An 18347-nucleotide genomic window follows, 5' to 3' on the forward strand; every position below is an offset into this window, starting at 1 on the left:
AATAAAATAGGTCAGACGTTAATTTATAGCGTCGATGTATTTTTATACCCCTATATTGATAAGAAAAAATACTGTTATAGCCAGCCCTTTTAATGGTTCTACTTGAGAACTAAGGCAACACCTATGAGCGTTATTCATACCAAGCCCTCTGCTTTCCCTTTCTTTTCTTCAAGCTTACAAGGTACATCATTGAAACTTGCGCTCACCGTCGCAGGTGCAATCGCCATCAGCGCTTGTCAGCCCACGGATAGCACGTCAGACAGCGCATCGACCAATAAAAACACCAATGACACTGCCGTTGCAAGTGGCGAAGGCGCGTCCGCTTTGACGCCCAAACGTACGCAAACCGTGGAATCGCTGGCTGGCGTGCCGATGCAGCAGCTGGTGATATTTGACCCGCAAGAGATCAAACAAGGCGGCGACACGGGCATTAGCATTACCAGTAGCGAGAGTTACTCCAAACCCTCATCCAATCTGTCCGCCTCACGTAAGGGCAGTTTTTTTATTGGTAATGCGTTTTTTCGTCAGCCGTGGGTGGTCGCACCTGCCAGTACCGATAGCCGTGATGGTCTTGGGGCATTATTTAACGTTGCGGCTTGTCAGTCTTGTCATATCAAAGATGGCCGTGGCCACGCACCGATGAGTAGTGAGGACGATGCCGATAGCTTGCTGATTCGTTTGGCGATGCCAGCGACCACCGATGAGGAGCGAGCGCAGCTGCAAAACTCGCTGATCGAAAAAGTCGTGCATCCGATGTATGGCGGCCAGCTACAAGATCGCGGTATTCAGGGCGTGCCTGCTGAAGCAAGAATCGCGGTGCAGTGGACAGACAAGCCCGTCACTTTCGCTGATGGTCATGTCGAAACCCTGCGCGCGCCCACCTTTCATCTGACTAGCCCTGGCTATGGCGCGTTTGATGATGAGATGATGGTATCACCGCGTGTGGCCTTGCCGATGATTGGGCTTGGACTGTTGGAACAAATACCCGATGACGATATCAAAAAACAAGCCGTCGATAATGACAGCGCTGATATCAGTGGTAAGTTTAACTGGGTCATGGATCCGCAGACGGGCAAAACCGCGTTGGGACGCTTTGGCTGGAAAGCAGGACAAACCAAGCTTTTGACACAAAACCAAAGTGCCTTTAATGAAGACATGGGGCTGACCTCAAACATCCGTCCTCATGAGTCCTGCATGCCTGCGCAAACGGCGTGTGTCAATGCAACCACGGGCGCTGATGAGCAAGGCGGTGGTAAGCCACCTGTGGAGGTCAATGACGAGGTGGCCAAGTTTGTGGAGTTTTATACGCGCAATCTGGCCGTCCCGCATCGCCGCAATGCCGAGGATGAGCTGGTACTTGCTGGCAAAAAACGCTTTTATGATATGGGCTGCCAAAGCTGTCATACCCCGCGCTATCAGTTGCCAAAAACCGACGATGATCATCTTGAGCAGCACGGACAAGTGATTTATCCTTATACTGATTTGCTATTGCATGATATGGGCGACGAGCTTGCCGATCGGACGATTGCTGGTAAGCTGCCGCCAAAAGACGCGCAAGTAGAGTTTTTGGCCAACTCTTATGAGTGGCGAACGCCGGCTTTATGGGGTATTGGTCTTGCCCAAACGGTCGATCCGCAAGCGACGTTTTTGCATGATGGGCGTGCTCGCACCTTGATGGAAGCAGTACTATGGCACGGCGGCGAGGCTGAAAAACAAAAACAAAAAGTATTACAGTTAGACAAGCAAGGACGGGCTGAATTGACAGCGTTCTTGCAGTCGCTATAAATTGCGTGACAAAAGGCTTGTGGGCAAAGGATACGCTCTTAGCAAACGACCAATAAACAATTGACAAAATCACTCATATAAATACCGAGAAACCTATGAAAATAAACCCTGCTGTAGCAATGGCACTGTCTGCTTTGAGTGCGGGCCTGCTGATCAGCTGCGTCAAACCTGCAGATGAAAACAAAGCGCCAGATTCTGAGGGTCAAGAAGTTACGCAAGAGAGCGCCGCTACGCCGTCTGTAGATGATAAAAATAACAGGACAGAGCGTATCGCTGCTGTCGATATCAGCGCTGAGACAGAAAAGACCTATCTGACCCATGTAGCAGATGATCTCGTCATTCCTGCCTATGCCGATGCGGCGCGTCAAAGTGAGCTGCTGCATGAACTGGCACAAAAGCACTGCCATTCAGGCGCAGTCAGCGATGATGAGCTGCAAACGCTGCGGGATCAGTGGCTGGTGCTGGCACAAGCGTGGGCGCGCGCTGAGATGATCAACTTTGGGCCTGCCACCGCTAGCATGAGCAACCTATATATCAACTACTATCCTGATGAGCGCGGGCTGGTGCATAGCGGTGTGGCTGATTTGATCGCAGCCAATCCAAAGCTCACCGCAGAGCAGCTTGCTGATGAGAGTGCTATCGTGCAAGGGGTACCAGGACTAGAAGAAGCCCTGTATGCCAATGATAGCTTGGATGCGGGACAGTGTGCTTATGTGATAAGCGCCAGTGATGCCTTGAGTACGCGTCTACAAAACATCGAAAAAGACTGGCAAAAAAACGCGACAACGCTGTTGGCGATTGATAAAACAGCTGATAGCGATCAGGGCCTAAACCAATGGTTCAATTCGTTACTGTCGTTGGTTGAGACTATGAAGTCGAACGCCATTGACCAGCCTTTGGGGTTGACGGGCAAAGCCAAAGGTCATGTGCCAGCCGCCACTGCTGGCCAAAGCCGCGCCATTATCAATGCCAAATTAGCCACGTTAAATGAGGCGCTGACAGACCCTGTCCTGACGGCTATCCTCGGCAGCAATAATGAAAACAACGTCGCTGATACGCTATCGACTGCCTTAGCAGATGCCACCACGCTATTGGCGCAGATGCCAGAAGACATCGCCACGGCTGATAAAGCAGCGCAGCAAGAATTGTATGACCATCTAACCACTATTACCCGTCTTATCAAGCGCCAGCTGATACCGACACTCGGTATCCGTGTGGGCTTTAATAGTACCGATGGCGATTAAATAATGCGTAAGCGTAATGACGATACCCATAACCGAGATTTACTGCTGCACGAAGGCAACCAGTCTCGCCACGAGCGACTGACGTCGGCTGCCATGACAACGCTCGCTAGCGTCACAGGCACAGCGGCGCTGGTCGCTGTCCATCATCATTATCGTAAACGCCGGCAGCCCGATGCAAGCCTGCAAGATTACGTGATCGGTGTCCGCGCGCAGTGGCAGACATGGCAGTTGAGCAGTAGCTTAGTGCCACAGCCGTCGGAGCAGCCTAAGTGGTCAAAGCTAGCACGCTTTCGCCATGCTTGCCAGCAGGCGGCGGTGACATGGCAGCGAGCCTATCAGCAGCCTTATTCAGATAACAATGATAATAACGTTATATCTGATTTGGCTGCTGTGCATACCACCACCATGATGGCACGCCCCGTGTGCTGGGTGAGTGGGGTGGCGTCTATGCCAAAAAATCTCACTGTCACTGACTACACTGATGGACAGTCTGACAATGACTTTGGCGTCGTCGGTATAGACGCTGATAGACAGATCGTTTGGCAGACCACCATGCCTGAGCGTGTCCATGATATCGTCGTACAGCCGTCTGTCGATGGAGTGTTTGATACAGATACCCAGTACGATATGCAATACCATAAAAGCAATCATCAGCAGCGCCGTGATGTTGTGGTGATGGGGCGTCGTCCTAGTGAGAGGTTTTGGGTGCTTGATACTGCCACAGGGCAGGTCAAGACAGCCATTCAAGCGGCAAACCATCGACATTTTTATGGTCATGCCTGCTATAGCTTAGATGCCCAGCGTTTGTATGTGACCGAAAACGATACGGTGAGCCTCGATGGCAAAATCGGTGTCTATGATGCGACTGATGACTATCAAAAAATCGCAGAATTTGATGCTTTTGGTATCGGCCCGCATGAGCTGGTCATGCATCCTGATGGCGACACACTGGTGATCGCCAATGGCGGTATCAAAACCGAGCGTGCCTCTCGCGAAGAGCTAAATCTCGATAGCATGCGCCCGTCATTGGTGTATCTCAATCGTCACACTGGCGCGTTGCTGGAGCAGGTCATCCCAGCGCACAACCAGATGAGCGTGCGTCATCTCGCCATGCACGATAATGGCACGGTGATGATTGGTATTCAGTTTCAAGGAGATAAGCATATCAATGTGCCCTTGGTACTGACGCATCAGCGCGGCGATGCTGACCTCGAGCCGCTCACCATGCCTAATAATGAGTGGCAGCGCTTTCATCAGTATATTGCCAGCGTCGCCGTCGACAGTGTGCATGATTTACTATGCGTCACCACCCCAATTGGCGGCTGTGCAGTGGTTTATGATCTAAATACGCGGCAGTTGATTGATGATGTCAGTTTGCCAGATTGTGCGGGCGCGTCGGTGTTGGCTAATGAGAAAAAAGCAGGCTTTATCGTGAGTGATGGGCAAGGGCAGCTAACGACATTAGAGGTGAAGTCGGCACCGACAGCAGCGTCAGCCGCCAGCACATCGCTAGATACCGCTTGGCAAGTGAGGAGCGATAGCAAGTGGCATAAAATGTCTTTTGACAATCATTTGCAAACACTGTAACGGCGGTGAATGCTAAATAATAAAGCAAGAATGTAAGAATGTAAGAATGTAAGAATATAAGCATGTAAGGAGACAGGCCATCAGTTTACATGCGGTGAGACAACATCTTGCGCAGGCAGGGATAGAGCTACAAGTCCATAAAAAGCGCGTCAAAAACATCAATTTTCGCTTAAAGCCGTACACATTGATGGTCTCCGCACCGGCTTTTATCAGTACCGCGCAGATCGAGCAAGCCATTGCCAAGCGTGTGTCTTGGGCAATCGACAATCATGCACAAGTCTTAGAGCAGCACCAGCGTAAACATCGTCCTTTAGCACACTCTTCAACGGCCGACAGCCCTATTTTACTTTGGGGTGCCGAGCAATCTATCACACTCAGCCATGATAAAAAACTGGCCTATTACCGTGAGCAGCTTGCGGCTATCATGCCGTCCTTGTTTGACAAATGGCAACCTGTGGTCGGAGCCTATGCCAATGAGATACGCCTAAAAAAGATGCATACGCGCTGGGGCAGCTGCAACACGCGCGCGCGTCGTATTTGGCTGTCTGTATATCTGCCTGCCTACCCGATTGAATGCACCGAATATGTCATCGTCCATGAGCTGTGCCACCTGCATCATGCCAACCATAGCCATGAGTTTTGGCAAACGGTGGCGACCGCGATGCCAGATTATCGGTATTGGCACGATATGCTGGCAGGCAAGACAGGGCAGTTGGATTAAGAGTGGATCGACTATGTCAATAATAACGCCAAGTAACCTATATAATATTAACCATAATACTGGCCATAATATTGATATGATAATCTATAACAGTACAAAACGTATTATTAAAAATAAGCAAGGATAAACATAATATGGAAAATGTCAGTCAAGCCGAGTTTTGGCAGCAGCGCTACGAGCAAGACAGTACCGGTTGGGATATGGGACAAGTGTCGCCACCGCTCAAAGCCTATATAGATCAGTTGCCTGAATCTGCTAAGGGGCAGGCTATCTTGGTGCCAGGAGCGGGGAATGCTTACGAAGTGGGCTATTTGTATGAGCAAGGCTTTACCAATGTGACGCTGGTGGACTTTGCTCCAGCGCCCATCAATGACTTTGCCGAGCGCTATCCTGACTTTCCATCTGAGCATTTAGTTTGTGCCGACTTTTTTGAGTTATCGCCTACGCAGTATCAGTTTGATTGGGTGCTTGAGCAGACGTTTTTTTGTGCCATTGACCCTTCACGCCGCGATGATTATGTCAAAAAAATGGCCTCACTGCTCAAACCCCAAGGTAAGCTGGTTGGCGTGTTGTTTGATGTTGATTTTGGCCGTGATGAGCCGCCCTTTGGTGGTACAAAAGAAGAGTACCAGCAGCGTTTTGCCAGCCATTTTGATATCGATATTATGGAGCGCTGCTATAACTCACATCCGGCACGGCAAGGCAGCGAGCTGTTTATTAAGCTGCAAGCGAAGTAAGCTCACGTTGGATGTTTGCTCGCGCTGGCGTCTCAAGCCGCTCATAGTAATAATGAGTTAGATAAAGCGTTGGATGCGCCAATAGTTTGTTTAATACCGCCATTCGTCCTGTACGATATTCGGCTAATGGCACATGGCTATACTCTTGGCGCACCGCTTGCGCATAGCGCTCGTACTGTGGCCAAGGCGCAGCCAAAATGCTTAAATCCATATCCAATAGATAAGCGGCATCATTGATTTTGTCAGGGTCAGATAGCCCCGTAAGTTGATGGTTGGTCGTCATCATGATCAGCGCATAGAGGTGCTCGCACTGCTCAGCGCAAAGATACGGGCGTAACGTTTCTGCTGCGTACTCGGCGCTTTTTTGCTCATTGTCTGTACGCAGTGGGTCGTATACCACATCATGATAAAACAGGGCTAATGCAATAATATGAGGCTCGTTAAGCTTATGCTTGATTTGCTCAAACTGTCCAAACAATTGCTGCAAGTGGCGTAAGGTATGATAAACGCGCTGGTTTTCGTTATAGCGAGTAGCGATATCTTGCCACAGCGCATGGACTGTCGCCGGCTTAATATCGCTATTTGTAGCCGATAGTAGATGCTTCTCAAAGCATTGACTAAGACGAGAGCCGGTTTGCAGGAGGTCGGTCATATTTGCTTAGCTCTTATTGGCCGCTTCTTCTAATGCTTGTTTAAACACATTACCCAGCAGATTTACGTCATCGACACGAGCGTAGTTTAGACGCGTGACAAAGGCAATGCGACGATGCGGTCCGGCCTCGGCAAGTGGCACAGCGACCGCGTTTTGGTTATGTAGATGCAGCTGATCGAGCGCCATTTCAGGGACCAGCGTTGTACCCATATTCGCTAGCGCCATCTGAATTAGGGTGTTTAGACTGGCATCAGAAAAACTCGATTTCATCTGCGCGCGATCGAAATGACAGACCGATAAGGTTTGATCGGTCAAGCAGTGTCCTTCACCGAGGAGCATCAAATTGGCCGTCGCCAGCTCATCAGCATTGATGGTCTCAAGTTTGGCGTGCACATCATCTTTGGGAAATACCGCAAAAAAGTCCTCACTCCAAAACTCAAAACTGTGTAGCCCATCGACGGCATAAGGCAAGGCAATAATAGCGGTATCGATATGACCATAGCGCACTTGTTCGAGTAGGCGCTCGGTTTGCTGCTCGATGATGGTCATACGAAACTCAGGATAATGCTCGCGCAGCGCGGGCAGTACTTTAGGCAGCAAGTACGGGGCAATCGTTGGAATAATACCGACCGTCATCGGATATGCAAGCGGGGTCTTGTGACTGTGGGCGCGGGTGGTCAAATCCCGCACTTCAGAAAACACCCGCTGCGCGCGTGTCAGGATATCTTGCCCAATCGGGGTGATCAGCACTTGCTTATTGTTACGCTCAAAAATCTGCGTATCTAGCTGTTTTTCGAGCTCAGCGATACCGAGACTCAGCGCAGACTGTGAGATATTACACTCTTCGGCCGCGCGCTTAAAATGGCGGTGTTTGGCAACGGCTAAGGCAAACTCAAGTTGACGTAAAGTAATCATAAAACCTCTCTATTTATGGGCTTTTTAATGCTATCTTGTCAGATGATTGATGTCGGATACTTGTTTACTATCAGGCCAGCATACACGCGTACAGCACTGATGATAAAAACTAGAGATAATAGTTTAACAAGTTTAATAAAACAAAACATCACATTAAAAACTTTTAACTGGATTAACCATGAAATTCGCGTATAGTTTGTCATGTAGCCCAGAGAGTTAAAGGCTTGGTAAAAACAGCCAACTCTATCATCACAATGTAACTTAAAACACTGTAATCAAAAAAGGAGCCAATCATGGCAGCTATTATCAATCAAGAAATCCCAGAATTCTCAACAGAAGCGTTTGTAAACGGTGAGTTCAAAACCATCACTTCAGAAGACGTAAAAGGCAGCTGGGCTGTGTTTATGTTTTACCCACACGACTTTACTTTTGTTTGCCCAACTGAGCTTGAAGACATGGCAAACCATTACCAAGAGCTAAAAGACTTAGGCGTAGAAGTGTACTCAGTATCAACTGACACGCATTTTGTGCACAAAGCATGGCACGACTCTTCAGAAGCGATTGGTAAAGTCACTTTCCCAATGCTAGGTGATGGCACTGGTAAAATCACTCGTGGTTTTAACATCATGATCGAAGAAGACAACGCAGCGCTTCGCGGTACTTTCATCGTCGATCCAGACGGCCTCATCAAAGTAGCTGAAATCCATGACCTAGGCATCGGCCGTAGCGCAAAAGACGTGGTCCGTAAAGTAAAAGCCGCTCAGTACGTTCGTGACAACGACGGCGAAGTTTGCCCAGCCGCTTGGGAGCAAGGTCAAGCAACGCTAAAACCAAGCCTTGATTTGGTTGGTAAAATCTAAGTAGTCGATACATTATTTAGATAATTTTATAGCACTGGTTATTAATTATATTTGGCCAGTCTTATAGACAAAGACCCTATCAGCAGATGTTGATAGGGTCTTTTTTTACATCTCGTCTACAGGTTGACACCAGATTTTACCAAACTCTATTTTCGGTTATTTATGCTGATAACAGGCTTTGCACGATAAGCGGTGGTAGATTATTTAACAGCTTGTTTTATCATCGATAATTATTTAATCATGACCATTATAAGAATGAATATGATAATAAAGGAGTAAAATCATGAGTCATCAATCAGAAAATAAAGACTTTCCTCAGCAGCAGCAGCCTTTGCCCGGCTCGCAAAAACAACAGCAGCCAACACCTGAGGTACTGCCGCGCGACTATCCAGATGGCAAGCTGGCTGGTAAAGTCGCGATTGTGACGGGGGCTGATAGCGGCATCGGTCAAGCGGTGGCGATTTTATTTGCCAAAGAAGGCGCAGATGTGGTGGTCAGCTATCTATGTGAAGATGAAGACGCTAAAAAGACGCAGCATCACGTTGAGTCCTATGGTCGCCGCTGTTTATTGGTTGCCTCTGATTTATCAAAAGAAGATAACTGCCAAAAGCTCATTGATAAAACGGTTAAAGAGTTTGGCCATATCGATGTTTTGGTTAATAATGCAGGCCGACAAGTCGAGCAGCAAACGCTCACGGACATCAGCACCGAGCAGCTCGATAAGACCATTCATACCAATTTTTATCCGCATTTTTGGCTAAGTAAATTTGCCCTGCCGCACATGCAAGCGGGCAGTAGTATCATCAATACCACCTCTATCACCGCCTACCGCGGCAGCGATCATCTGATGGACTATGCCGCGACCAAAGGCGCTATTTTATCCTTCACCCGCGCGCTCTCCAATAATTTGATGAGTAATGAGAAAGGTATTCGCGTCAATGGCGTCGCGCCAGGGCCAATTTGGACGCCGCTCATCGTTGCATCATTCACACCCGATGAGATTGAAACATTTGGCCAAAGCTCGCCGATGGGACGAGCAGGGCAGCCAAATGAGGTTGCACCTGCTTACTTGTACTTAGCAAGTGATGATGCAAGCTATGTGACAGGACAAGTGATACACGTCAATGGTGGCGAAATCATTGGTGGTTGATAACTATTGGCTAATATTTAAAACTATTCGCTAGTTATATTATGAAACAAAACCCCCATCAGCGAAAATTGATGGGGGTTTATATGATTAAAAAATGTTTGTGTTTTTGCACTAGGGCGTGTGGTACTAAGCCTGAGACTGTAGTTTATTTTTATCGATGATTTGATAAATCTCATCTTTTAAATGCAGCTTTCGTCGTTTCATTTGCTCGATTTCGTCTTCGCGACTGGCATGCTTGACCGTGTCTTTTTCCAGCTGATTGATTTGCTGATCCAGCATGGTGTGCTCATCAAAAATGCTGGCAAAGTGACTGTCTTTTTGTTTTAGCTCGCTGATGATCTCTCGGTTATCTTGCCATGTATCAGTCTTTCTCATATTGTCATCCTTGTTATGAAGCGCCAGCTTGCCACAAACACCAGCAAGTATAAGCGCGTAATCGTGAAGATTGCTGTAATGGTGAGACTTGAGGTTGATGTAGGCAAATAAGAACCCTTCCCATTCGCCTCATTTGATTGTAGCGAAAAAACCGCCTTGATACCATGGCAATCCGTCAAGGATGGTTTTAATATTAATTATTTTTAATGTCTTATGATTGGTTTTATAAAACGTAAGGTTTGAGTTTCTCAGCTTGCCCAACATGCCTAAACCTATAATAATAGAGACATCAAAGGGCATAAACCAAATGCCCAATCTCTTTTTTATAACAGAAACAGTCACAAAAAAACCGTATTTGAACAGGCAATGCGACAGTTGCCGTTACATATCCAATAATGATGGGGAACAAACATGATAGATCAAAATTTATTAGATGCGATCAAAAGCTATAGCGAAAACATGACTCGTCCGATTACCTTTGTATTGGGTAGCGGTGAGCACGAAAAACGCAGTGAATTGATTGATTTTTTGAATAAAATCGCAGGCACGACTGATAAAATCAATTTCGATGCGCAAGCCACTGACGACAGCCTGCCAAGCGCGATCAGCTTTGCGATTTATAGCCATATCGATGGCGCGCTAAGCGATACGGGTATCGTCTTTAGCGGTATCCCAGGTGGCCATGAGTTTACCTCGCTGGTTTTGGCAATCTTGCAAGCGGGCGGTCATACGCTAAAGTTAGACGAGGGTATTCAAAAACTGATCAAACGCTTTAATAAGCCGTTGCAGTTCCAGACTTATGTCTCATTGTCTTGCCACAGCTGCCCAGAAGTGGTGCAAGCGCTTAACCAGTTTGCGATACTCAACGATGATATCAGCAACGAGATGATTGATGGTGCGTTGTTCCAAGAGCAGGTCGAGGCAAACAATATTCAAGGCGTGCCAGCGGTTTTCTTAAACGGTAAGCCATTTGCCAACGGTCTGATCGATACGGCAAAACTCATCGAAAAACTGCAAGAGCAGTTCCCTGACTTGCTAGCAGAGGCAGGCGCTGACGAAGACCAATTAGAGCAGCAAGATGTCACCATCATCGGTGCTGGTCCTGCTGGGGTTGCCGCCGCGATTTATACCGCGCGTAAAGGCCTCAAAGTCACCATGGTCGCTGACCGTATTGGCGGACAAGTAAAAGACACGCAAGACATCGAAAACCTGATCTCTGTACCGTTGACCACGGGTAACGAGTTGTCAGCCAACTTTGAAAAACACTTGCGCGAGTACAACATCACCCTAAAAGAGCACGTCAGTGTCAAAGAAATCGGTGAGACGGCTGAGGAAAATTACAGCATTCATCTAAACACCGGTGAGAGCTTTGAGACGCGCAGCATTATCCTTGCGACCGGTGCCCAGTGGCGTAAGCTTGGTGTACCAGGCGAAGAAGAAAACATCGGTCAAGGCGTGGCTTACTGTGCTCATTGTGATGGCCCGTTCTTTAAAGGTAAAGACATCGCGGTCATCGGTGGTGGTAACTCAGGTGTCGAGGCAGCACTGGACCTAGCGGGTATTGTCAATCATGTGACGGTGCTTGAGTTTGCAGACGACCTCAAAGCCGATCAGGTGCTGATTAATAAAGCCAAAGAAAAAGACAATATCGAGTTTATCACCAATGCGGCCACTCAAGAGATCAAAGCGACTGACAATAAGGTGACGTCTATCGTTTATCAAGATCGCAACACCGGTGAGACCCATGAGCGCGATTTGTCAGGGGTGTTTGTTCAGATTGGTCTTGTGCCAAACACGGATTTTGTCAAAGGCTTTGTCGATCTAAACCGCTTTGGTGAGATTGAGATTGATGAGCGCTGCCGCACTGACCGCAAAGGCATCTTTGCTTGTGGTGACGTGACCACAGTCCCCTTTAAGCAGATTAATATCGCGATGGGTGAGGGTAGTAAAGCAGCACTATCAGCGTTTGAATATTTGGTTATGCAGTAAGCTTTTACTTAATTACTTATCTTTTATAAAACACACCCCTGAAGTCTATATAGGCTTCAGGGGTTTTTTATGGTTCATCGTTTATGCCAAGCGTCTTGAGCATTGTTAATGTCATTAGCACAGGCACTTATTGTTATTGCCATGGGGTATCTGGCAGGCGCATGGCTTAATAATAGGCTAGTCGTCTAACAAATCCATGCGTTTGGCCGCCTCGTAGATACCCGTTGAGCGGTTGCCCGTACGGCAAAAGATCAGCATGGGCTGCTCGGCTTGATTAAAGAAATCTGCGAATTCTTCGACGTGGTGTTGGCTGAGCTCACTACCGGCAAAAGACACTTCTTTATAAGCCAAGCCTGCCTCTGTCGCTGCCGCTTCAATCTCTGCGCTGGTTGGCTGTCCTGGCTCTTCGCCATCAGGGCGGTTATTGATGATGGTTTTAAAACCATTTTCGGCGAGCATAGGGACTTGGTCAGGGGTGATTTGCCCTGTGATACGAACTTGATGACTCATAAATATTCCTATTTTTAGTTGTATGGGCTGGTTTTTGCGCCAGCATTTTACGTGTATAGAGCTGTTGGGCTCTATCATGGCTTCTTATCAGCCAAAAATCAGAGATGGCTGTTTGTAGCTTATAGCTTATAGCGTGTATTCATAAAGCCATACAGTCATAGAGCGCAGAGCAATACCCCAGCGGTACTTGGCTATATAGGCTTACAACAAATCCTGCATCAAGGCGCTCTGATACAAAAGCTTGGCACGCGCTCCAGTACCACAAAACATCAAGATGGGTTTGGGCAGCGCGTGATAAAGGTCGGCAAACTGCTCGACGGTCAGCATACTCAAACGCTCATCATCAAAAGGCAGATGCTGATAGCTTAGGTTTGCCTGCTCGGTGGCATCGGCAAACTCGCCACTATTGGGCTGTGACTCCACTTCTGCATCAGGGCGGATGTTAAGTACAGAGCGATAACCCAGCTCAGCAAGTTTGATACACTGGCTGGGATAAATTTGCTTATAAATCGTTATGTCATCGGTCATAAATAGCTTCGATTAAATATGTGAAAAATGGGATAGGGCAGTCGGTTTGTCATCAGACGGCAAAGCGTCAGTCTCCCTTCGTGAGCGGGAGAGGATAGCCTGCTATTTTAATTTATTTGTCTATACAAAAGACAGCCTGCTTTATATCCTATCATAACGATATTTTATTGCCAGTGACACCAGTGATTGATGCGATGTCGTAAAAACAAAGCGGCAAACATCAGCTCGCAGCTATAAAGCCATACATACCAGCCGCCTGCTAGCGCTCTGTCAACGCATCGACCGCGTCGAGTGTACTGAGATAGACCTGCCCTGATAGCTCGGTGATGAGCGGCGTGTGACCGATGACATCCATGACCGGCCCCTTCACAAAGCTAAAGTGCAGCCGTTTTTGTTGTTGTGCCAGCTCTTTATTGAGCGTACTGAGCATCTCTTGGGCGGTCAGGTCGATATGGTTGACAGCAGACATGATTAAGATAAGCTCGCGCGCCTCAGGGTATTGTTGTAATGCCTTTAAAATGCGCAGATGTACCGATTCGCTGTTGCCAAAAAACAAGCTTTCATCGATACGCAGTAGCAACAAATGATCAAAAGTCACCACATCATGACGATTGATATTGCGAAAGTGTCCTGTACCGCCCAGCTGACCGACGATCGCCACGTGCGGCTTACTCGATTGCCAAATAAGGCTGGCGAAAGACACCATCAGACCGATGACCAGTCCTGTATTTAGACCAAATATCAGTACACCTGCAAACGCTGCAATAAAGCTGGCGGCATCCAAACGATCTCGCTGCCACGCCGACTTTAGGGTATCGATATCGATAAGCCCAATGATAGAGGCCATGATGGTCGCCCCCAGCAGCGCATAGGGTAGCGGCGCGAGTGCATTACCAAAAGCGATCAGCGCGGCGACCATCACCACCACAGTGACAAGGCTGGCCATTGGGGTTTTGGCCCCTGAGTCGACGTTGATGGCGGTACGCGAAAACCCGCCAGCGACCGCAAAGCTCTGAAACAGACCGCCAGATAAGTTGGCCAGCCCAAGACCTGTCAGCTCACGGTTGGCATCGAAGTGCTCACCGCGCAAGCGTGCATAAGTGCTCGCCACAGAGCTGCTGGACACAAAGACAATCAGCGCCATCAGTCCTGCAGTAGGCAAAAGCTTGAGCGCTTCTTGCACATCGGGCAGATGCGGTAGTGTGAAACTTGGCAGCCCTTGCGGGATACTGCCGATGGTCGCAACCCCCAGCGCGCCCCAATGCAGCGACATACTCAGTATGATCGCCACACCGAGCAAAATCAGGGGAAATAAACGCTCGGCCCATTTAGCCAATGACGCTGACAGCCACGTACGCCAGACCCACTTGCTGGCATAGCGGTTTGCTACCAAAAGGGCAAAGGCGATGACACCGATAAGCAAGGTCAGAGGATGCAGCTGGCGCGCGTACATCTGCAGGCTAGACAGATAGCCAATCAAGCTACTACCCGCGACTGGAATCGCGGTCAAATACTTCAGCTGACTGACAAAAATAAGCACCGCTGCACCGCTGACAAAGCCTGCCGAGACCCCGCGGCTGATGAACTGCATAATCCAGCCGAGCTTGAGACGTCCGGCTACCCAGAGCAGGGCTCCTACCATAAACGCCAATAGGCTTGCCATCAAGGCGTACTGCTCAGCGCCTTTATCGGCATAGGGCAGCAAGCTACTTGCCGTCATAATAGCTGTGATGGCGACAGGACCGACCGCTTGGACATTGCTCGAGCCCAGCCAAGCATAGACAATGACTGGCACAATCGCCGCATACAGGCCATACACAGGTGGTAATCCTGCCAATACTGCGTAGCCGAGGCTCTGCGGAATGACAAGCACGCCCACGACCAATCCGGCGATGACGTCAGTTGGCAAGGTGGCTAGCTGGTATTGGCGTAGCCATGTGGGAATCAGGCGAGCAGCGATAGAAGACATATCAGCACATCATCTTAAAAAATATTTCGACAACAAAAAATAGCAGCGCCAACAAGTGATAGTGGCCGTCCGCGTCTGTGAACGGCTATTGACTGGCTGTGGCTAGTCGGTTTTGGCACAAAAACGTTGGTACAGCAGATTTAAGACCGCCAGCGCATCCTCACTTGCGATACGATAGTAGATCTGTTTGCCTTCGCGGCGGGTCGTGACCAGCTCATCTTTGCGCAAAATACCGAGCTGCTGCGACAAGCTGGGCTGTCCAACGCCGACCAAACCTTCAAGCTCACTGACGCAGTATTCACCTTGGGTGAGCTGACATAGCAGCAGCAAGCGATCAGGGTGCGAGAGCGACTTTAATAGTTGGCTGGCCTGCATAGAGGCTTGTTGCATCTGCTTGGCAAGATCGGCAGGGACAAAGTCTGCTGGATGTGTGGAGGCATCCTCATTCGTACTCTGAATGGATGCACTCGATGCTGAAGTAGAAGTAGTCAGAGTGAGCTCCTTATAAAATAGCAATAACTGTCTCGGTGACATCAATAAATATATGGTTAATTATCAATGATATCATCAATGATAGCAAGTTATCATTAATTACATTATATAAATTGATAAATTGTATGGGAGTTGCTATATTAACACCATAAACGAGTCGGCAACCGAGTAAATATTATATACGACTCGATATCATACTTAATTATTATTTATAGGTTAAAAATATTTAAAGATTAAAACATTCTGATAGCGAGGCTGCCATGCAAGTTCATTCTTTCTTACATAGCGATACTGAGACCTATACACACGTACTGGCCGATGTCCAACACAAGCTATGTGCTATCATCGATCCTGTATTGGATTTTGATGCCAAGTCTGGTCACACCGCTACCAGTAGCGTCGATGAGGTCATCGCCTTTGTCCGTGAGCAGGGCTGGGAACTGGTGTATATCATCGAAACCCACGCCCACGCCGATCATATATCGGCGGCCATCCATGTCAAAGAAACACTCGGCGGGCAGCTCGTCATGGGTCAGCACATCACGGAAGTCCAAAAAATATTTAAGCAAATTTTTAACTTTGACATGAGTTTTCGTACCGATGCCAGTCAGTTTGATATTTTGACGGACGACGGCGATACCTTAGCGCTTGGTAACATCACCATCACAGCGATGTATGTGCCAGGTCATACGCGTGCAGATATGGCGTATGTCGCGGCCGATGCAGAAAAAACCGTGGTATTTGTTGGAGACACGTTGTTTGCCCCTGATGTGGGTACAGCGCGCTGCGATTTCCCAGGTGGCGATGCCAAAATGCTGTATCAGTCTATCCAAAAACTACTGGCGCTACCTGAGGATACCGTCATGTATTTGTGTCACGATTATCCGAGTCAAGGGCGTAAGCACTGCCCAACCACCACGGTCGCCGCCCAAAAAATGGGCAATATCCATGTCAAAGACGGTATCAACGAGGCAGAGTTTGTGCAGATGCGTGAGCGGCGCGATGCCACGCTTTCGATGCCGCGTCTGATTATTCCGGCTGTGCAAGTCAATATCGATGCAGGGAATTTTCCGCAACCAGAAGCCAATGGCACCCGTTATCTTAAAGTACCCATCAATGCGCTGGGATAATGGCAGCATATAAAGTTATGCTATATTTAAAAGTAGCAAGCACATACGCCACAAAAATCATAAGGGCTAAAAAAGGAGTCTGATGATGAATGAACAAAATCTGCATCTGGTCTGCCCGCACTGCCAAGCGACCAACCGTATACCAGCAGCGCGGCTGACTGCTGCGCCAAACTGTGGTAGCTGCCGTCAGCCATTATTGACAGGCAGCCCGCATGAGCTGAGCGCACAAACTGTCAATAAAGTCATTCAAAAAAATGAGGTATTGACCATCGTGGATTTTTGGGCGAGCTGGTGTCAGCCGTGCCTGATGATGGCGCCGCAGTTTAAAGAGGCTGCCAGTCAATTGCCACAAGTAGTCTTTGCCAAATTGCAAACCGATAAGTACGAACAAGCCGCCGCGCCTTATCGTATACGCAGCTTACCGACGATGGTAGCCTTTAGAGGTGGTAAAGAGATTGCGCGGCAGTCAGGCGCGCTACCCAGTCAGCAAATCGTGCAGTGGGTACAAAGCCTACAATTGCAATCATAACCACTAGGGTGTGTCCTCATCAAAAAAGCCAATACGTTGATCGCGTATTGGCTTTTTTATGGTCGTATGAGCAACGATGGTATTTGATCGATTTGACCTCTATCAACTCACCATAGTTTGTTTATTCGCCATATATCTTGATGCCATGGGCAAAGCTGCAGCGCTGGATGCGTGCGGCCTGAACAACGGCATCACGCTCGCCGTAGAGCCGTGATAGCTTGGCATCGCGGGCTTTGGTATTGTTGCTTTTTCCCAGGCCAAAACTGATATTGGGTGAGATACCCCAGCGGCCCGCTGAGACGCCGACCCCCACACCAGAGGCAGCGATGGTCGACTGCTGATTGCGCGCAGTCTCGACATAACGATTGATACGGTTGTACTCTTGGCTCAGCGCTTGGCAGTCATAGTTTTGGTAGGTGCTGGGCGGCACATACTGCGGGGTGATATTGCCAGTCGAGGCGCAGCCTGCAAGCGCAAAAATGCCTGCTGAGGCCAGTAATGTCGCGGAAAAGAGAGTTTTCATAGTGGCTCCATAAGGCAAGATGGGGGTTATAAAAACAGCAAGATCGGTGATAAACGCCGTTGTTTATATTTAAGATAGCAAAAATAAACAGATTAAGATATTGAAAAATATGTCATTTATGAAATATGCCAGCTATAGTCAGTTGCAAACAAAACTATCATAAGTTCCAAAGCGCTACTGGGATGAATTTTGCGCAGCCTCCGTAAACAGCGCCTTAAAATAAGTTGGCTGGTTTGACCACAGCAAGTATCACGATACCTGCATAGGCGATCGCCGAGATCAAAATCCCCGTTTTACTTTGGCCGGACGTTGCATGGTTGTTAAAGGCTTTTATACTGGCACTGATGGCAGCGATTAACAAAATAACCTTGGCAAACACCCACTGCACAGGGGCGTTGGCACTCATTAGCTGCATCAACATGATGGCACCTGAGCCGATGACAAGCGCATAAATGATGTGCGTGGCTATCTTCACCGCCTTTGGAGCGCGTCTATTGGCACTCAATACCAGATAGCTTTGATATAAAAACAGAACGATGGTCAGGACGGCCATCAGCATATGTAAATGTTTCATTAAATATCCTTCCCTCTGAGGTGATCCAATCACGCAGCGCTACCGTCACAATGTTCATACGACGCGCAGTCATGGTT

At 48.3% G+C, this 18347-nt stretch carries 19 protein-coding genes; 10 read left to right on the top strand and 9 right to left on the bottom strand.

Going from position 1 to position 18347, the window contains the following annotated elements; all coding sequences use genetic code 11:
* Positions 1–123: 123 nt before the first annotated feature.
* From R0I52_RS04190 to R0I52_RS04210, 5 genes are all read left to right on the top strand, one after another.
* The gene (locus R0I52_RS04190; protein ID WP_317053292.1) at positions 124–1785 is read left to right on the top strand and encodes a di-heme oxidoredictase family protein; all 1662 of its coding nucleotides are present in this window, start codon (positions 124–126) and stop codon (positions 1783–1785) included.
* Between the two features lie 95 nt (positions 1786–1880).
* Positions 1881–3029, top strand: a complete 1149-nt coding sequence (locus tag R0I52_RS04195; RefSeq protein ID WP_317053293.1) for an imelysin family protein — start codon at positions 1881–1883, stop codon at positions 3027–3029.
* Positions 3030–3032: 3 nt separating this feature from the next.
* Positions 3033–4616: a DUF1513 domain-containing protein gene (locus R0I52_RS04200; RefSeq protein WP_317053294.1), complete on the top strand. Its 1584-nt coding sequence runs from the start codon at positions 3033–3035 to the stop codon at positions 4614–4616.
* Between the two features lie 94 nt (positions 4617–4710).
* A complete protein-coding gene (locus tag R0I52_RS04205; RefSeq protein ID WP_317053295.1) occupies positions 4711–5337 on the top strand; it encodes a M48 family metallopeptidase in 627 nt (208 codons plus the stop codon).
* 134 nt (positions 5338–5471) lie between these two features.
* Positions 5472–6074, top strand: coding sequence for a methyltransferase domain-containing protein (locus R0I52_RS04210; protein WP_317053296.1), 603 nt, complete (start codon positions 5472–5474; stop codon positions 6072–6074).
* On the opposite strand, the gene R0I52_RS04215 is transcribed toward R0I52_RS04210, so the two are convergent.
* Together R0I52_RS04215 and R0I52_RS04220 are read right to left on the bottom strand one after the other, a co-directional pair.
* Positions 6055–6726: a hypothetical protein gene (locus R0I52_RS04215; protein ID WP_317053297.1), complete on the bottom strand. Its 672-nt coding sequence runs from the start codon at positions 6724–6726 to the stop codon at positions 6055–6057. The genes R0I52_RS04210 and R0I52_RS04215 overlap by 20 nt on opposite strands.
* Before the next feature lie 6 nt (positions 6727–6732).
* Positions 6733–7641 carry a hydrogen peroxide-inducible genes activator gene (locus R0I52_RS04220; RefSeq protein ID WP_317053298.1) on the bottom strand — a complete coding sequence of 303 codons (909 nt, stop codon included), beginning with the start codon at positions 7639–7641 and terminating at the stop codon, positions 6733–6735.
* Between the two features lie 293 nt (positions 7642–7934).
* Between R0I52_RS04220 and ahpC the strand changes: the two genes are divergently transcribed.
* Together ahpC and R0I52_RS04230 are read left to right on the top strand one after the other, a co-directional pair.
* Positions 7935–8501: an alkyl hydroperoxide reductase subunit C gene (gene ahpC, locus R0I52_RS04225; RefSeq protein WP_075100409.1), complete on the top strand. Its 567-nt coding sequence runs from the start codon at positions 7935–7937 to the stop codon at positions 8499–8501.
* A gap of 283 nt (positions 8502–8784) precedes the next feature.
* Entirely contained in the window at positions 8785–9651 is an 867-nt protein-coding gene (locus R0I52_RS04230; protein ID WP_317053299.1) for a glucose 1-dehydrogenase, read from the top strand.
* Positions 9652–9777: 126 nt separating this feature from the next.
* Here R0I52_RS04230 and R0I52_RS04235 read toward each other — a convergent pair whose 3' ends face one another.
* Positions 9778–10026 carry a YdcH family protein gene (locus R0I52_RS04235; RefSeq protein WP_207970068.1) on the bottom strand — a complete coding sequence of 83 codons (249 nt, stop codon included), beginning with the start codon at positions 10024–10026 and terminating at the stop codon, positions 9778–9780.
* Positions 10027–10437: 411 nt separating this feature from the next.
* Between R0I52_RS04235 and ahpF the strand changes: the two genes are divergently transcribed.
* Positions 10438–12015: an alkyl hydroperoxide reductase subunit F gene (gene ahpF / locus R0I52_RS04240; protein WP_317053300.1), complete on the top strand. Its 1578-nt coding sequence runs from the start codon at positions 10438–10440 to the stop codon at positions 12013–12015.
* 177 nt (positions 12016–12192) lie between these two features.
* On the opposite strand, the gene R0I52_RS04245 is transcribed toward ahpF, so the two are convergent.
* The 4 genes from R0I52_RS04245 to R0I52_RS04260 form a co-directional block, all read right to left on the bottom strand.
* The gene (locus R0I52_RS04245; RefSeq protein WP_100750024.1) at positions 12193–12525 is read right to left on the bottom strand and encodes a TIGR01244 family sulfur transferase; all 333 of its coding nucleotides are present in this window, start codon (positions 12523–12525) and stop codon (positions 12193–12195) included.
* A 201-nt stretch (positions 12526–12726) separates the two neighbouring features.
* Positions 12727–13053, bottom strand: a complete 327-nt coding sequence (locus R0I52_RS04250; RefSeq protein WP_317053301.1) for a beta-lactamase hydrolase domain-containing protein — start codon at positions 13051–13053, stop codon at positions 12727–12729.
* 259 nt (positions 13054–13312) lie between these two features.
* On the bottom strand, positions 13313–15022 hold the full coding sequence (locus R0I52_RS04255) for a SulP family inorganic anion transporter (protein ID WP_317053302.1): 1710 nt from the start codon (positions 15020–15022) through the stop codon (positions 13313–13315).
* Between the two features lie 102 nt (positions 15023–15124).
* Positions 15125–15538 carry a metalloregulator ArsR/SmtB family transcription factor gene (locus R0I52_RS04260; RefSeq protein ID WP_317053303.1) on the bottom strand — a complete coding sequence of 138 codons (414 nt, stop codon included), beginning with the start codon at positions 15536–15538 and terminating at the stop codon, positions 15125–15127.
* 236 nt (positions 15539–15774) lie between these two features.
* Between R0I52_RS04260 and R0I52_RS04265 the strand changes: the two genes are divergently transcribed.
* Positions 15775–16644 carry an MBL fold metallo-hydrolase gene (locus R0I52_RS04265; RefSeq protein ID WP_317053304.1) on the top strand — a complete coding sequence of 290 codons (870 nt, stop codon included), beginning with the start codon at positions 15775–15777 and terminating at the stop codon, positions 16642–16644.
* Positions 16645–16729: 85 nt separating this feature from the next.
* Complete coding sequence (gene trxC / locus R0I52_RS04270) at positions 16730–17173, top strand: thioredoxin TrxC (protein WP_317053305.1); 444 nt, start codon at positions 16730–16732, stop codon at positions 17171–17173.
* 121 nt (positions 17174–17294) lie between these two features.
* Here the strand turns inward: trxC and R0I52_RS04275 are convergent, their stop codons facing one another.
* On the bottom strand, positions 17295–17696 hold the full coding sequence (locus R0I52_RS04275; RefSeq protein ID WP_317053306.1) for a hypothetical protein: 402 nt from the start codon (positions 17694–17696) through the stop codon (positions 17295–17297).
* 214 nt (positions 17697–17910) lie between these two features.
* On the bottom strand, positions 17911–18270 hold the full coding sequence (locus R0I52_RS04280; RefSeq protein WP_289000790.1) for a SirB2 family protein: 360 nt from the start codon (positions 18268–18270) through the stop codon (positions 17911–17913).
* Positions 18271–18347 lie beyond the last annotated feature (77 nt).

The sequence above is a fragment of the Psychrobacter sp. CAM01 genome, assembly GCF_032842965.1.
GTDB classification, from domain to species: domain Bacteria; phylum Pseudomonadota; class Gammaproteobacteria; order Pseudomonadales; family Moraxellaceae; genus Psychrobacter; species Psychrobacter celer.

What these genes read in the sequence shown, in the direction of transcription:
- R0I52_RS04220 (WP_317053298.1), bottom strand. Translation starts at nt 7,641, where the DNA reads ATGATTACTTTACGTCAACTTGAGTTTGCCTTAGCCGTTGCCAAACAC.
- R0I52_RS04275 (WP_317053306.1), bottom strand. Translation starts at nt 17,696, where the DNA reads ATGAAAACTCTCTTTTCCGCGACATTACTGGCCTCAGCAGGCATTTTT.
- R0I52_RS04245 (WP_100750024.1), bottom strand. Translation starts at nt 12,525, where the DNA reads ATGAGTCATCAAGTTCGTATCACAGGGCAAATCACCCCTGACCAAGTC.
- R0I52_RS04255 (WP_317053302.1), bottom strand. Translation starts at nt 15,022, where the DNA reads ATGTCTTCTATCGCTGCTCGCCTGATTCCCACATGGCTACGCCAATAC.
- R0I52_RS04215 (WP_317053297.1), bottom strand. Translation starts at nt 6,726, where the DNA reads ATGACCGACCTCCTGCAAACCGGCTCTCGTCTTAGTCAATGCTTTGAG.
- ahpC (WP_075100409.1), top strand. Translation starts at nt 7,935, where the DNA reads ATGGCAGCTATTATCAATCAAGAAATCCCAGAATTCTCAACAGAAGCG.
- R0I52_RS04210 (WP_317053296.1), top strand. Translation starts at nt 5,472, where the DNA reads ATGGAAAATGTCAGTCAAGCCGAGTTTTGGCAGCAGCGCTACGAGCAA.
- R0I52_RS04200 (WP_317053294.1), top strand. Translation starts at nt 3,033, where the DNA reads ATGCGTAAGCGTAATGACGATACCCATAACCGAGATTTACTGCTGCAC.
- R0I52_RS04195 (WP_317053293.1), top strand. Translation starts at nt 1,881, where the DNA reads ATGAAAATAAACCCTGCTGTAGCAATGGCACTGTCTGCTTTGAGTGCG.
- R0I52_RS04250 (WP_317053301.1), bottom strand. Translation starts at nt 13,053, where the DNA reads ATGACCGATGACATAACGATTTATAAGCAAATTTATCCCAGCCAGTGT.
- R0I52_RS04280 (WP_289000790.1), bottom strand. Translation starts at nt 18,270, where the DNA reads ATGAAACATTTACATATGCTGATGGCCGTCCTGACCATCGTTCTGTTT.
- R0I52_RS04235 (WP_207970068.1), bottom strand. Translation starts at nt 10,026, where the DNA reads ATGAGAAAGACTGATACATGGCAAGATAACCGAGAGATCATCAGCGAG.
- trxC (WP_317053305.1), top strand. Translation starts at nt 16,730, where the DNA reads ATGAATGAACAAAATCTGCATCTGGTCTGCCCGCACTGCCAAGCGACC.
- R0I52_RS04265 (WP_317053304.1), top strand. Translation starts at nt 15,775, where the DNA reads ATGCAAGTTCATTCTTTCTTACATAGCGATACTGAGACCTATACACAC.
- ahpF (WP_317053300.1), top strand. Translation starts at nt 10,438, where the DNA reads ATGATAGATCAAAATTTATTAGATGCGATCAAAAGCTATAGCGAAAAC.
- R0I52_RS04190 (WP_317053292.1), top strand. Translation starts at nt 124, where the DNA reads ATGAGCGTTATTCATACCAAGCCCTCTGCTTTCCCTTTCTTTTCTTCA.
- R0I52_RS04230 (WP_317053299.1), top strand. Translation starts at nt 8,785, where the DNA reads ATGAGTCATCAATCAGAAAATAAAGACTTTCCTCAGCAGCAGCAGCCT.